The organism is Paenibacillus sp. J22FR83, from assembly GCF_059691955.1.
The window spans coordinates 124701-140285 of sequence record NZ_JCAUAM010000013.1; the positions used below are offsets into that span (position 1 = coordinate 124701).

Annotated in this window: 10 protein-coding genes; 2 read left to right on the forward strand and 8 right to left on the reverse strand. The window is 46.5% G+C overall.

Annotated features, from left to right (window positions below; genetic code table 11):
• Positions 1–2: 2 nt before the first annotated feature.
• The 6 genes from AC58PV_RS23460 to AC58PV_RS23485 all read right to left on the reverse strand — a co-directional run bounded on the left by AC58PV_RS23460 (position 3) and on the right by AC58PV_RS23485 (position 12100).
• Positions 3–4934, reverse strand: coding sequence for a sugar-binding protein (locus AC58PV_RS23460; protein ID WP_497434905.1), 4932 nt, complete (start codon positions 4932–4934; stop codon positions 3–5).
• A 142-nt stretch (positions 4935–5076) separates the two neighbouring features.
• The gene (locus AC58PV_RS23465; protein ID WP_497434906.1) at positions 5077–6609 is read right to left on the reverse strand and encodes an extracellular solute-binding protein; all 1533 of its coding nucleotides are present in this window, start codon (positions 6607–6609) and stop codon (positions 5077–5079) included.
• 79 nt (positions 6610–6688) lie between these two features.
• Positions 6689–7570 (reverse strand): carbohydrate ABC transporter permease, encoded by an 882-nt coding sequence (locus tag AC58PV_RS23470; RefSeq protein ID WP_497434907.1) that lies wholly within the window; start codon positions 7568–7570, stop codon positions 6689–6691.
• Between the two features lie 11 nt (positions 7571–7581).
• The gene (locus AC58PV_RS23475; protein WP_497434908.1) at positions 7582–8547 is read right to left on the reverse strand and encodes an ABC transporter permease; all 966 of its coding nucleotides are present in this window, start codon (positions 8545–8547) and stop codon (positions 7582–7584) included.
• A gap of 99 nt (positions 8548–8646) precedes the next feature.
• A complete protein-coding gene (locus AC58PV_RS23480; RefSeq protein WP_497434910.1) occupies positions 8647–10446 on the reverse strand; it encodes a sensor histidine kinase in 1800 nt (599 codons plus the stop codon).
• A gap of 37 nt (positions 10447–10483) precedes the next feature.
• The gene (locus AC58PV_RS23485; RefSeq protein ID WP_497434911.1) at positions 10484–12100 is read right to left on the reverse strand and encodes a response regulator; all 1617 of its coding nucleotides are present in this window, start codon (positions 12098–12100) and stop codon (positions 10484–10486) included.
• Positions 12101–12293: 193 nt separating this feature from the next.
• On the opposite strand from AC58PV_RS23485, the gene AC58PV_RS23490 reads away from it, so the two are divergent.
• Complete coding sequence (locus tag AC58PV_RS23490; protein WP_497434912.1) at positions 12294–13382, forward strand: Gfo/Idh/MocA family protein; 1089 nt, start codon at positions 12294–12296, stop codon at positions 13380–13382.
• A gap of 83 nt (positions 13383–13465) precedes the next feature.
• Complete coding sequence (locus AC58PV_RS23495) at positions 13466–14335, forward strand: SDR family oxidoreductase (protein WP_497434913.1); 870 nt, start codon at positions 13466–13468, stop codon at positions 14333–14335.
• A 30-nt stretch (positions 14336–14365) separates the two neighbouring features.
• Here AC58PV_RS23495 and AC58PV_RS23500 read toward each other — a convergent pair whose 3' ends face one another.
• Positions 14366–14632 (reverse strand): helix-turn-helix domain-containing protein, encoded by a 267-nt coding sequence (locus tag AC58PV_RS23500; protein WP_497434915.1) that lies wholly within the window; start codon positions 14630–14632, stop codon positions 14366–14368.
• A gap of 32 nt (positions 14633–14664) precedes the next feature.
• Positions 14665–15306, reverse strand: a complete 642-nt coding sequence (locus AC58PV_RS23505) for a GOLPH3/VPS74 family protein (protein WP_497434916.1) — start codon at positions 15304–15306, stop codon at positions 14665–14667.
• Positions 15307–15585 lie beyond the last annotated feature (279 nt).

The following is a 15585-nucleotide window of genomic DNA, read 5'->3' on the forward strand; positions in this document are numbered from 1 at the left end:
AGTTACGGCAATACCAGCTTCAATTCTCCGAAGGCGGACGTGTTCGACCAATTATTGGATGTTCCAGCCCATACAGTCTGGCTATGACGACCGTTGCCATCATCCTCATCATTGTTCGCTACGTCAAAGCCGATCAACATCCCCGCGGTTGGCGTAATGCCAAGTGAACTCCATGGAATTGCCATTTCGACACTATATCCAGCCGGTGTTGAAGTCCACGCGTGCTGAACGCCGTTCGTGAGGCTTCGCGCCTCGTAGAGCGTAGGGTCGTTCCAACCTTTGATGAATTGTCGGTCATAGCTGTCATATGTCGCGCCCTGGTTATGATTGCCATCCAAATAAATCTCGATGGAATCATCGGAATAAGGCTCCGGCGAATTGTTGAATAGATCTCCATCTGTGACGATGACGCCGACATACAAATACGTATTATCCCATAATAACCCAAATTGTGTGCCATTGTTAGAGGTTCCGATTACATTTTTGTTGGCTTGCGCTGTGATCACCCATGCCGTTTCGTTCAGTGAGCCATCGACTTGGATGGCGGCGCTCGTTTTGGTGACGGGAAGCAGTGTATATGACGCATCCATCGTGACACTGACTGCGCTGCTCGCCGCTGATCTGTTATTTTCCGCGTCTTTTGCTTTTACCGTAAAGGAATAGGTAGCTCCTGGAGTTAGCCCATTGACGGTATACGTTGTCGAAGTTACGGTTGCAACCACACTACCGCCGGAATAGATTTCGTAGCCAGTCACGCCTACATTGTCTGTAGAAGCCGTCCAAACCAAATCTGCAGTTCGGTCCGTGTGCGTTGGCGATGTCAAATTCGTCGGGGCTGTCGGTGGCTGCAAATCCCCTGTAGTGATGGAGGAAAGTTGTAAGCTTCCAAAGGCAGACGTATTTGTCCAATTGTCATTCGTTCCGGCCCACATTAACTGACTTTCCCTGCTGGAACCGGTGTCGTTATCATTGTTCGCTACGTCAAAACCGATGGTCAACCCAGCGGATGGCGTAAGGCCAAGCGTGCTCCATGGAATGGCTAGTTCCACACTATACCCGCCTGGAATCGGAGCCCAACCATGTTGTACACCGTTAGGCATCACTCTCTGCAACCACATCGTGCTGTCATTCCAACCTTTGACATACTGCTGGTCATAGCTATCATACGTCGTTGCCTTATTGTTATTGCTGTCAATATAGATTTCAATCGAGTCATCATAATAAGGCTGCACGGAGGTATTGTACAGATGACCGTCGAGAACTTTGACACCTACATACAAATACGTATTGTCCCAAAGCGAGCTGAATTCTACTGAATTGTTCGGAGTCCCAATCAATGCTTTCTTCACAGGCTTGAATGATGACCAAACTTGTTCGTCAAGGGATCCGTTTGCGGTAATAGCGGTAATTGTTTTCTTAGCTTGAAACAAATATGGGTCTGTCGTGACGCTGAGTGAAGCGCTCGTTCCGGACACATTGCCTGCCGCATCTCTTGCTTTCACGCTGAACACATAATTCGTATTCGCTGTGAGATTACTCACGGCATACGTGTTGGACGTTACGGTTCCAATCAACGATGATCCTTGATACACTTCGTATTGTGTGACCCCGATATTGTCTGAGGAAGTATCCCATGACAGATCGGCTGTGGTCTCACTTTTGGACAATAAGCGGAAATTCCCTGGTACTGTCGGAGGCGCGAAATCGCGATCATGAATCACTTTGACATTGTCAAACTCTACACTCGTCTTGAAGGCATAGAGACCAACTTTACCTGTAGTTAGACTCGTATCCGTAACGGTTAATTCCTTAAACCCGTTTACATAGAAATCGAGTGTGCTGTTGTTTAAAAGCGCAGTAAATGTGTACACTTCATTCGTCGTCATCGTGTAATTTTTGGCAATGAGTATCGTGACCGCACCATTCACCGATTTGCCGATTTGCAGCTTGCCTGCTTTGATGCGGAAATAGTAAAAATTGTTCGGATCTGTATAGCGGGCTGTAATACCGGCTGCCAAATCGATATCATTCTGCGTAAGCTTGATATTAGTTTCCACACTATAGTTGCTATACGCGCTGGTATCGACTGTACTGAAAGCATTCGTCCCTAACCAAGAAGATTGCTTGTAAACTTTGGATCCGCCTGATGTTACGACAGACCAAGTACCGTTGGCAGGCGTCCAACCATCCGCTACCCCATCCTGAAAATCGTCACTGAAAGCGAGAGTTCCAGGGCCTGTGGACGTTATTGCAGGAAGTAGATTGCTTGCTGTTGATGTGCTGCCTGCACCGTCCACCGATCTAACGGTAACCGAGTACGTTTGGTTGGGCAGAAGCCCTGTAAGTGTATATGTCGTGCCTGAGGTCGTAGCCACCTGCTTGGAACCAACGTAAAGGTTATATCCGACGACACCAGCGAGATTGGCTGGAGGACTCCAACTCAGGGTCAGGCTCGTGATCGTCGAAGTGGTAGTTACTAGATTCGTCGGCGGTGCCGGCGGTGCTGCTGTCGTCACACTTATCGCATTGCTTGCAGTAGAAAGATTACCCGCACCATCCTTAGCTTTCACAGTAAACGAATAAGCGGTGCTTGGTGATAAGCCGTTTACGGTATACGTTGTACTCGAAAGTGTCGTGGTAGCACCCACATATACGCCTCCGCTGTAAATGTTGTACCCTGCTACACCCGTATTATCGGTTGAAGCCGTCCAGGTTAAGTTGACGCTCGTTGATGTATGCGATGGAGATGTGAGGTTCGAAGGCGTTGTCGGAGGTTCCGTATCGGTACCTTCGCTCATCAAGGTGTCGCCATAAAAAACACCGGTCCCATTCGTTCCGATATAGACGCGACCCCATGTCTGACGGTCACCCTCCATCGTATTCGCTTCTGCACCAATCGCAGGATTAGCTACATCAATCTTCACCCAGGTCGTGCCGAAATCATCGGAGCGGAAAATACCCACGCTATTGTCGACCTTGCCATATACGAAGACCGTAGGATCCGAAGATCCGAGCTTATTCTTGCCAAAAGCAAACAAGGTTGCCTGCTGCACATTCGGCACCTGAGTCCAGGAATCGCCGGAGTTGCTAGAGCGCCAGAGGCCGCTGCCATCCAAGCTAACCCATACTTCGCCCGCCTTACCTGGAGCTGCCTTGATACTGAAATAGGCCGGCGTCTTCGTTGGAATTGTCGGCATCGTGGACACAACATTCCAAGATGCACCGCCGTCCGTGCTTCGGAATACTTTCCACGTATTACGTTCTAACAAATAGAATGTATTGTTATTGACGCGGTCGGATGCTAGTGGCTGATACCAGACCCAGAAATCGTGTACAGTCCCGGATGGTGCACCTGTGCTAGAGTTCCACGTTTGTCCCCGATTCGTTGAATATAACGGACTGCCGAACTGAGGAACCCAGACCATAGTTTCACTTCCAGCGGACACGGCGATGCGGCCCGCCATACCAGGGGGATTAGGAAACGCTGTCCATGTTGCCCCATTATTGGTGCTATAGCCACCACCGCCGGTACCTGCATAACGTGTAGATCCTACACGAGCGATAAAGTTCGGATTACTCTCTTGGAAGTCAATGGAAACCGTATCGCCAAGCGATGGACTTCCGAATTTGCCGCTTGGATACGTCGTAAGCGAAGTATGGCGCATACCATCGACATCCGCATGTCCGCTAAGCAGCGGTGCACCGATCGGCGTACTGCGCAAAGCGAATGTCACGACTTCTTCGTGGCCTTCTTCATACGTATACCAGTGGGATGGACTTGCAGTTATATCATCGGTCCGCCATGTACCATAGAAGTCGGTTAGCCATACCCGCTTGGGATAATGAGGATCGATTGTTATTGTCGATGTATTAGCGGCAAACCAATTACTCGTCCACCATGGCACATTCTGATGTTTGACGAAGGTGATTTGCGTCCAGTGTGCACCGCCATCCAGTGAACGATAGATTGGCGCTGGCGTGTTCGCGCCGTCCTCGACGGCTGTCATTACGATGTTCGGGTTGGTAGGGTCAACCGTAATCCCGTTGTATCTACCTGACGCTGGAGGTGAAATGTCCGTCCATACGCCATTTGCAAACTTCGTGACACCTGATTCATAAGTGACGTATAGCGTGCCGTCATCTGCTAGAATAGCCCGACGAGGCGTAAGTGGACTTCCGGTCATCAGCGTCCATGTCGCGCCGCCATTAACAGTCTGATAAATGCCAGTTCCTTTGACCCCGACATAGATCGTTTGGGTAGTAACACCTGGAGATCCCGTAGTCTTATCAAATATTATGAAATTAAGTCCAGTCGGACTGGCGCCAATGGTTGGGAAGTTAGTTACTTGCTCCCATGAGCCTGCACTAGCGCTGGAAGTGCTCTTCCACAGTCCGTCATAACGAGTTCCCATATAAATAATTTGAGTGTTGTTCGGGTCTACCACAAGTCGCTCACCAAGATCTCGTCCTGGACCGTTGCCATAATGCCTAGGAGCAAATCCAGTTGACGCCCAAGTCGCTCCCCTATCCGTGGATTTAAGAATATCCGACGGCGCTCCTACATAGTCGAACTTGCCGGCTGCGACATATACCACATCCGGATTCGACGGATCCAGAGCGATGCTGTCGATGCCGTACTCATTATACTTTTCTCTTGGAAGCGCATTCATTAATTGAATCCACTCCTGCTTAACCGGGTCCCAGCGCAAGGCGCCTCCGACGTCCGTCCGAATATAGACGAGATCCGGCTCTGTCGGATGAATGGCGATACCAGTAACAAATCCCCCACCGCCGATTCGCACATTTTGCCAATTGTAAGGCTCTTGCTGTGCGGCATTAACGGATGAAGCAGCCCATAGAAGCATACCACTTAGCAATAAGAACATCACGCATACATGCCATTTCCACCTTTTTGCAAATGCCAAAGTCATCATCCCATTTCCCTCCTATTATGGAAAACTAACTTGCTTGACTTGCAGCCTTCATCCCCCCTTTCATTACTCATCCTTATAAAAAGGAAATAAAAAGGCGGCAGCCTGCGCAGACGAATCGTCATCGGCAGACTGCCGCATGGTGTTATTTACGAGTGGTTGCGTACCACGTGTTGATCTCGTCGTAACTCGTTTGGCCGCCGGCCTTCTTGAATTTATCTGTGAAAGCGTCGAAGCCTGTCAGCTGTTCGCCGCCGACGATGATTTTAACGGCATAATCGTTAACCATCTGATTGAGTTGTGCATTTTCCTTGGAGTAGTTAGGGAAATACGGAGCTAATCCAAGTGGATTCTGCTTGAACACTTCTGGCTTTTGCAGCTTGTTCAAGAATTCCCAACCCTTGTATAATCGTTCGTCTTTGCGGACACGAGCTTGCCAATAGATCGGATATTTCGTTTCATCGATGCCGGTCAAATAGTTGCTAGCCGTGCCTCGCTCGTCATTGAAAATCGGCAAAATCGGGTAATAATTGCCGTCTTTAACCGTATGGTGCGTGCCCTCTACACCGATCGCCATGTTTTTAAACGTATCCGGTACCAGCTTCGCGTCCATCCATTTAATCGCATCTTCGGGGTGTTTCGAAGCTTTCGGAATAAACGTCAACCTATCAAATCCGGATGATTGCGCCAAGCCTGCCTGACCATTTTTGCCGATCAATGCTGGCAAGTACGTATACGTGGCGCCTGGGACATTTTTCTTGAGCGCATCGTCAATCGTTGGAATGTCGGCCCAATGCAATGTGATGACACCTGCTTTGCCATTCGTAAACTTCTCTTTAACCGTAGCGTCCTTGTTAATCGCAAACTCCTGATCCAGCAGTCCTTGTTTGTAAAGATCCGTCATATAGGTCAGATATTCCTTAAACGCTGGATTCATCGCGCGCGGGATCAGTTTACCACTCACATCGTTCCAATCATTGACCATCCCGAAAGCACCGACAAGATTGTCGACCAATGGAACGTCGCCCTTGATCGACATCGGAATGTTCTTGGCTCCGTTACCGCCAGGATCCTTCTCCTTGAACGCTTTGAGGACGACCTGAAGCTCATCAAGTGTCGTCGGTACTTTTAGTCCCAACTTATCCAACCAATCCTGTCGGATCAGTAAGCTCGTGCCGACGGATTCAAGGGTTCGCGTCGGAATCGCATATATTTTACCGTCGACTTTGGCCATCTCTAGTGTCTCTTTGGACAGGGACGCTTTAATGTTTTTACCGTATTTCTCGATAAGCGGTGTCAGATCCACCAATGCGCCTTTCTTGGCATAATCAGCATAGATCGCTTTGGAGCTGCTGTCACCGGCTGTCGAGACAATGTCATAAGGCTCGGAAGAAGCGATAAGCAGATTAAGTTTGTCCTCCGGCTTATCGACCGGAAGCGCTTCGTAATTGACTTTATACCCAGTCTTCTCCTCTAACATAGCGGCGATTGGATCTTTGCTGAAGTTAGGACCGAGTCGCATAAGCGCTTTCAATTCGGGCTTGGGTCCAGCAGTCGCTGATTGCGCAGACGGAACGGGTGTACCGCTCTTCTCACCTTCATTACTTGAGCCGCATGCAGTAAGGAACATTAGGCTGGCCACTACGGGAAGCGCGACCCATTTCATCGTTTTTTTCATCTTTTATAACCCTCCTATATACATGTAGTGCGATTTATCATTAAGCAGCGGCATGCATTCCGCCGACGTTAATGCAACATTAACCTTTGACGGAACCGATGAGAACGCCCTTAATAAAATACTTTTGAAGGAACGGATATACAAGAAGAATAGGTACAGTAGATGCCACAACAGTAGCGGCTCTGATACTTTCTGGTGACATATTCATCAGATCGTCTGCTGATTTATTGAGCGCATTGACCGTATCGTTCTCCATCACGATATCGCGCAGATGCAATTGCAGCGTTTTGAGCAAGGGGTCACTGATGTAGAGCATCGGACTGAAGTAGTCATTCCAGAAGCCAACTGCATAGAACAACGCGATTGCTGCGAGAACTGGCATACTTAGTGGAAGAATAATTCGGAACAGAATGAGAAAGGTTTTCGCCCCGTCAATTCGAGCCGATTCTTCTAGCGCTTCGGGAAGCCCTTCGTAGTAACTTTTAATCACCAACATATTGAATACAGAGATCATGGCGGGCAAAATAAGAGACCATAAATTGTTCAGCAGGTGCAGCTCCCGAATCAACAAGTAACTCGGTATGAGACCTCCATTGAACATCATGGTAAAGACGAACAATACCATAATGAACGAGATGCCGGGTAAGTGGCGTTTAGACAGAGGATAAGCCGTAATTGCTGTCACCAAGATGCTCAGAAGTGTACCAACTACAGTTACGATAACGGAAATTAGGAATGCTCTGCCGAATGCGTGTGATGTCGCGACTTTTACTAGCGTGTCGAGTTGGAAGCCGACTGGCAGCAGGTTCACTCGTCCGGATACAAGTGCCCAATCCGAACTCACGGATTTGGAAAACACATGAATCATCGGCAGTAAGGTAATTAGTCCTAACACGATCATGAAACCGTAGACGAAGATATCTAATGCCCAGTCGCTGCGTGTTCTTTTACGAATATGCATGTTAGACCTCCTTACCAGATGCTGCGGTTCAGCAGTTTTTTGCTGAGCCCGTTGCCGGATATGATGAGAATGAAACCGACGACCGAATTGAATAGTCCAACCGCCGTGCTGAAACTGTAATCCATCTTGCCGAGACCCGTTCGATAAACGAATGTGCCGATGACGTCGCCTGATGCATAAACGGTTGGGTTATACATCGTCAGGATCTGTTCCGTGCCAGCATCAAGCACCATACCCAGTCGGAGAATTAACATCAGAATAATTGTCGGCACTATGCCAGGAAGCGAGATATGCCACATCTGCTGCAGCCGGTTCGCTCCATCGATTGAAGCTGCTTCATATTGCTCCTGCTCGACACTAGCGAGAGCGGCGATGAAGATAATGGCATTCCAGCCGATCTCTTTCCAGCCTGCCGTGAATACAATAACGCTTCGGAAGATGTGATTGTCCATAAAGAATCGGATGGATTCGCCGCCAAACCAGTGAATCACGGCATTCACAAGCCCATCGGAAGGTGACAAGATTGTCATGAACAAGCCAGAGATGATGACCCATGACAAGAAGTGTGGCATGTAGATAATGGTCTGAATGGTTCGTTTAAACGCTGAGAACCGAATCTCGTTCAGCAACAGAGCAATGAGAATCGGAATCGGGAAAAGCAACACGATCTTGTATACACTGATGAGCAGCGTATTCATGAACACTTGCATAAATTCGGACGATTGCATGAGCTTGCGAAACTGCTCGAGTCCGACCCATTCACTGCCCGTGATCCCATCGAAAATGTTGTAGTCTTGAAATGCGATTAACACGCCATACATCGGGGTGTATTTGAACAACAGAAGTAGAAGAAGTCCTGGCACCAACAGCAAGTACGTATCGATGTTCCGCCATGCCTGTTTCCATCTGCTTTCTCGTTTGTACGAAACCTTGGCTTCCCCTGCCTTTCCATTCCATTGCGAGATAAGCTCGTTCATATAGTAGTTGCACCTCCTGCACTTATGATTTCATTGTATCTGCAGGATGGTGCATCATGTAGAGGGTAATCCGACACTTTCTAGGTGTATCCTACTTACTTATTCTTTCATTGCTTTGAGACGAACGATCACACTCGTGCCCTCCCCTAGACGAGAATGGATCGACAGGCCATAGTCATAACCCGCCAATAACTTAATACGCTCGTTCACATTATAAAGCCCATACGAACTTCCGTTTCCTTCTGCATCTAGTGAAGGACGTGATGTGGATAACAGACTAGCGGTTAATTGTTCATCCATACCAATCCCATTATCTGTAATGGTAATCTGCAGCTCATCGCCACATTGCTCCGCACGAATAGTGATCATTCCAATTTTGTTTTTATTCTTACGGATGCCATGCAACAGCGCATTCTCAACGATGGGTTGCAGCGTCAGCTTCGGAATAACGCACTTGCTTGCCTCCGTATCCACTTCAACCATGAATTCGAATGTGGACGGAAATCGAGTCTGTTGAATCTCCAAATATACTTTCGCGAGCTCTAGTTCATCTACCACACAGACATGATCTTTCCCCTTGTTGAGGCTTAGCCGGAAATAGTCGGATAGACTTTCGATCATATGGCTGATATCGTCGGCATCCCTAGAGATCGCCAGCCAATTAATCGTATCCAGCGTATTATAGAGAAAATGCGGATTGATCTGTGCCTGTAGGGCACGAAGTTCAGCTTCTCGTTCCAGCATTTTCGAGCGGTAAGCTTCCTCCATTAAATCTTTGACCCGATTCACCAAGTGGTCGACGACGCGTTCCAAGAGATTAAAATCATTCCCTGTAGGCGTACGTGCCTCATCTAGACCATCGACACCTTCTGTTCGAATCGTCTTAAAGACTGATTGTATTCGACGATTCATGCCATTAATAATAAATGCCATTAATATAAATACGAGAATCAAGAACATAATCGTCATACCAGCAATGGTCGCGATTCCGGACCACTGACTCAATGTGGTCGCCCGTTGCGTTAGGCCTGCCTTAGGCACTTCTAGCACGAGTTGCCAATTCGCAGCTCGAATGGGGGCGCGCATTTCGAACAAGTCGATCCCATTTTCAGATCGTTCGCTGATTCCTCCATTGAATTCGCTCGCGAGTTTAGTTTTCGTACCAATTAATGATTGGTCAGTATTGTAAACAATAGTTCCGTTATGATCCACGATATAAACACGGCTTTGTGCTGGGAAATCTAACTCAGAAATAACTTCTGTGACCATCAACTCAGGCACATCCAGCATGAGCACACCAAGGATACGATCGAAATTCCGAGGGTGTCGCAGAATACGTGCACAGGAAAGAATACGCGCAGGTCCCGAATCCAGATAGTTTTCCTCATAGATGCCTGTCCACACGATGCTGCCGCCCGCGTTCAAGATCTCTTCATGCCAAGGGCGTTCTTTGAAATTGTCTAATGGGAATAGATTTAACAGATCGAAGCCATATAAATTGCCTGGATCGGTAAACACACGAGTCCTGACAATGTCAGCCGTTTGCACGGTCTCGAGCAAATTACGCAGCTCCTTGGATTGTGTGATGCGCTCAATAATTGGATTAGCAGGATCCAAATTCTCATACAGCTTATGATTCATGAATATCGTATTGGATGAATTCTGAACATAGTTGAGCCGCGAGTTTAAATTGATACCAGCCTGTTTCAGCGCTTGCTGCATCGTCTGGGTCACTTCTTCCTGCAAAATCCGGGAGGATTGCTCATAATAGACGAACAACATAATGCATGCCGGCAGGAATATCAGTAGTCCGTAGACGAGCATCCACCTCCTGGCCGCTACAACACCTTCCCATAAATTGGAGGCATAGCTTTTTCTTTTTTGAAAGACCCCTCTCACTGGATCAACTCCTTCGCATCACTACGTTACTTCTCTCTTATTGCTGGTCTCGGTAAGCGCTTGGAGTAAGTCCGGTCATCTTCTTAAATAGCTTGCTGAAATAGCTTGGGTCAGTATAGCCAACCAGCTCGCATACTTCGTAGAATTTAATGCGGGGATCCCGCAGCAGTTCCTTCGCTTTCGCGATACGTACTTTCATCAAATATTCATAAATCGTCTCACCAGTCTCTTGTTTAAACAGTAGGCTCACGTAGGTTTGGCTGAGGTAAACACTAGCTGCAATCTCTGCAATCGTGAGGTTTTTGGTGAAATTATCAGAAACATACATCTGAATGTGTTCGATGACATTACTTGAGCGACCGCTCCGCTTCTCTTGGATGCAGCAGCAAACGTCATACAGGTAATCGCTTACAATGCTTTTCAATTCTGCCATTGTTTCTATCTTCAGAAGTCGTTCCAGCATCCAAGCTTCCTGCTCTTCCTTCTCGCGAGTGAGTAGATTAAGGTCAAGCAGCAGCCTACCCGCGAGAGCGATCATTTGCAACGCTACCTGCCTGCCATACTTAAAGGCGTCCTTACGGATCTGTGCCAGCGGCTCGAGAATACTTTCCATTTCCATTTCCAAACGGTGCTTCTCACCTGATTTCAGTACCGACACCAGTCGCTCACTCTGGCCAGCATCGAACCGGATCGGGTTAGTCACACCGATTTCCAGGCTGTCCATCGTTATTACTTGGTTCTTGCCCATATACCACTTCTGGTCTGCTGCGTCACGAGCATGCCTAAAGGAAGCTGGGAGCATACGAATATTTGCAGCACGTTCGCCTACGCCAATCGTAACACTGACTTGAAGCCAGCGTCGAAGATTGTCACGAATCGCCTCAGCCAGGGAAAGTAACGTAGCCTCCGGTTCTATCATCTGATCGTCAAGCACCAGTAGTCCAACGTACTCAGCATCTCGATTCTCGAATGCATAACCGTGTACGTACTGGTCAATCAATTCTTGAACGATATTCAAGACGGAGTAAGAAAACAGCTGCTTGTCCCTCTCCGTACGACTACCGAGCACTTCATTTGAATCGTCGATGGTTATCGCTAGTACGTGATATGGCTTTTCCAACGGCAGTTCCAAATTGAGAAACGCTGCTCTTTCCCGCAGCACATCCAGCTTTGCATCCCCATCTTGGATCAATGCCATGAGAAACTTCTCCCTAAGAAGTGGCATACTCTGTGTCAATTTGACCTCCATGTCTTTCAGACGAATACGCTCCTTCTCTTCCGAACGCAGAACCTGCACGACACTCTCGATCACCTTCTGAATTTCTGTCCGTTTAACCGGTTTGAATATATAATCGGCAGCGTGAACCTGCAAGGCAGAGCGCAGCAGATTTGCCTCATTATGGCCGCTGATAAATACAATTTTGATCTCAGGGAATCGTTCTCGAATCTCCTTCGACATTTGGATACCGTCCATAACAGGCATCATGACATCCGTTAGCACGATATCTGGCTTTACTCGGTGAATTAGCTCAAGTCCCGTATCTCCATCGTCCGCTGTACCCGCAAGTACAATCCCATAGTCGCTCCATTGAACAAATTTGCTGAGCCCCCCTCTGACAGCAGGTTCATCGTCGACAATGACCAGTTTATACATAATCTCAGTCTCCTTATGCCTATAATTGCGCTGTAACTTGTAGTACCTTCTATTATATGAGTTTTTATGGTCTTACTGCATGGGGAATCCTACTTTTTCTAGTCTAATACCACTATTTATGTAGGTTCTAAAACTTGACTATGAAATTTATTTTTGATAAAACGAAGCTACAACTGAAAAGGCGGTGTAATCCTTGAGTAAACCAATCACATTTAGCATAATAGGCGGTGGAAGTTTTCGCGCGCAGTATTTTCTAAGAATTGCACAAGCACTCCCCAAACAGTTCTGTGTGAGCGGAATGGTCGTTCGTGACGAAATCAAAGGCAAGGAAATGGAAGAATTATGGAAAGTGCCCACTTATCGAACACTCGATCAGCTTTTGCAAAATGAACAACCGGACTTTATTGTCTTATCTATTCAAGTATCCGCTGCTGTTGATTACATGTTAGAGTTGGCAGAACGAGGCATACCTGTACTTACAGAGACACCTCCTGCACCTCATTTAGAAGGTTTACTTGGGATACACGAGAAACTTACGCGACAAGGTGCGCGAATTCAAGTGGCGGAACAATATCAATTCCATCCGATCCAAGAAGCCCGCCAACAGATTATTATGTCTGGACAATTAGGCCATGTTAATCAAGTGACGGTATCGATTTCTCAGTACTATCATGCCGTAAGTCTCATTCGGAAAATGTTAGGTGTGCACTTTGAAGATGTCAGCATTAAAGGAATGCGATTTGAATCCGATTGGGTAGCTGGACCTAACCGAAGCGGTCCCCCAACAGAAGATAAATTGATCAGATCTGAGCGAGATATAGCATGGTTGGACTATGGAGGTAAACTGGGCATTTATGATTTCACCAAGGACCAACATCGTTCATGGACCCGTTCCAACCATTTATGTATCAGGGGGGAACGTGGGGAAATATTTGATAATCGAATAAGTATTCAAGATCCTTCTTGTCAACAGATTCAAATGGAATTCAAACGCATGAATAAAGGGGAATATGAGAACGCAGAAGGCTATTTCCTCAAAGGAATTATGGCTGGCGAACGTTGGGTATACGAAAATCCTTATATGCCTGCCAGGCTATATGATGATGAAATTGCGATTGCCAGCTGTTTGAACAAAATGGCTGTTTATGCCGCAGGCGGACCAGGATTCTATGGGCTTCCAGAAGCTTCTCAGGACCACTATATCGGTATATTAATTGAACAGGCCATTCGAACTGGAGAGACAGTGGTGTCCACTCGTCAACCATGGGCTGATTACATTTAGCTGTTTCGATGTAGGGAGAACATGGGTATAGGTTCATGTACGGGTAACACTATGAATGTTGAACATGAAAGGAGCCCTTAAACATGACAACGACGACACAATCGAAATCTGTTATCCCTCCCCAACATCAGAAAAAGCAGCCTGGTATTGAATCGCAAATGGACCCGATACCCGAGTTTGACAGTACAGTTTACAAGGAAGCTGGTAAACTGAAAGACAAAGTCGCACTAATCACCGGTGGCGACAGTGGTATTGGCCGCGCCGTTGCGCTCGCTTATGCGAAAGAAGGCGCAGACGTTGTGCTGGTCTATCTCGATGAGCATGACGACGCAGTGAAAACCAAGCTTACTGTCGAGAATGCAGGTCGCAAGTGTCTACATATCGCAGGTGATATCGGCGACGAAAACTTCTGCCAGCAAATTATAAATCAAGTCATTCAAGAATTCGGTAAACTCGATATTCTTGTGAATAATGCCGCCGAACAGCATCCGCAAGATAGCATTGAGGATATTACGAGCGAGCAGCTAGAGCAGACATTTCGGACGAATATCTTTTCTTTCTTCTACTTAACGAAAGCTGCTATTCAACATTTGAAACCTGGCAGCGCCATTATTAACACAACTTCCGTCACGGCTTATCATGGGCATGAGAGGTTGCTTGATTATTCCTCTACCAAAGGAGCGATCGTAGCGTTCACTCGCTCGTTATCGCTGCAGCTTCATGACAAAGGCATTCGTGTCAACGCCGTTGCTCCCGGTCCCATCTGGACTCCACTCATTCCGTCCACATTCACAGAGGAAGAGGTTGCCGCCTTCGGTGCCTCCACGCCGATGAAACGCCCGGGTCAGCCAAGCGAGCTTGCAGCGAGCTATGTTTTCCTAGCTAGTGAAGATTCTTCCTATATGGCTGGACAAGTACTCCATGTGAATGGCGGAACAATTGTTAACGGCTAAGTGGTATAAAAAAGACCTGGCACATGCGTACTAGCTGCCAGGTCTTAAATTTTCTTTAATTTGTTTGATCGTTAATCCGTCAACTTCCTTCATGACACGAATTTCCTTAAGTCGCTTTAGTGCGGATTCCCGTGGATATCTTCTTGTTAGTCTTGTATCTTCTTGTTCAAATACAATCATTTCTTCTTCCGTGTAGTATTTGATCGTGCTGTATCGAACACCAGAAAGTTCAACTAACTCACTGATACTGACATGCGATGATGACGCAATGGCTTCTAAACTTCTTTTTCTCCCCATCGTTTTCTCCTTACATTGCTGCAATAGTTGAACTATAACCCAGAATCTATATTTTGGATAGCAATATCAATCGTTTTAATTATTTTATACAAGTCCTCTTTTCGCAGTGTTTCTAGTCGTTGTTTTAATGTTTTTTGTTCGTAATCAGAAAAATAATCGTTGAGCATATTTTTAATGTTTAGAAATAACACCAAGGCTACAGTTTGGTCTTCCACATTTCCCTTCTCTAATAACTCAGCTCGAATTTTCTCCACAATGTGGTTGCGAGCGTTTGCAACATCTGTATATTTTTTTACGGGAACAATGAATAAAACTTCTGTATCTTCTATCTCAAGAACACCTTTATCTACAAGGCTTTCTATAACCATCTTATAGATTTCTTTCTGTTTAAAATAGTAAAAATACGAGACCCATGCCTTTAGTTTCTTCGGTTTTTCAGTAGCAATAATAGTAAGCAATCTGTCTAGATAGGCTTCACCTGTGGATGTCGAGTTAGAAATCCTAACCGTATCGTCCTTATCAAATGTCACATGGCCACTAATAGAAAGTTCCACCATACAGGCCATCACCGCGTACAAGCCAACATGCATACGAAAGATCGCCTTCAGTTTATTCGTTTCACGATCTAATGCAAGTAAGACAAACTCTTGGGGAATTGATAAATTTTTCAACATGGATGCATCAACCTTTCTTAAATTCACGTACTACTTATTACTTACTACTTATCACTTACATTAATGTACAGTATTTGAAAAATCAAAGGATTTTTAGTCGGATTATGATAAAAAAAATCCCCGATCAACGGGGATTTTTCACACGATTTGGCTATCGTCGCAGATTAGCACCAACCTCTCTCAGGCCAATCAGAACCATAAATGGTTGGAAATAGCGCTAACATGATAACGCCACTATAAAATAATCTTAAACCTACAGCTACGACTTTTTTGCTAAAA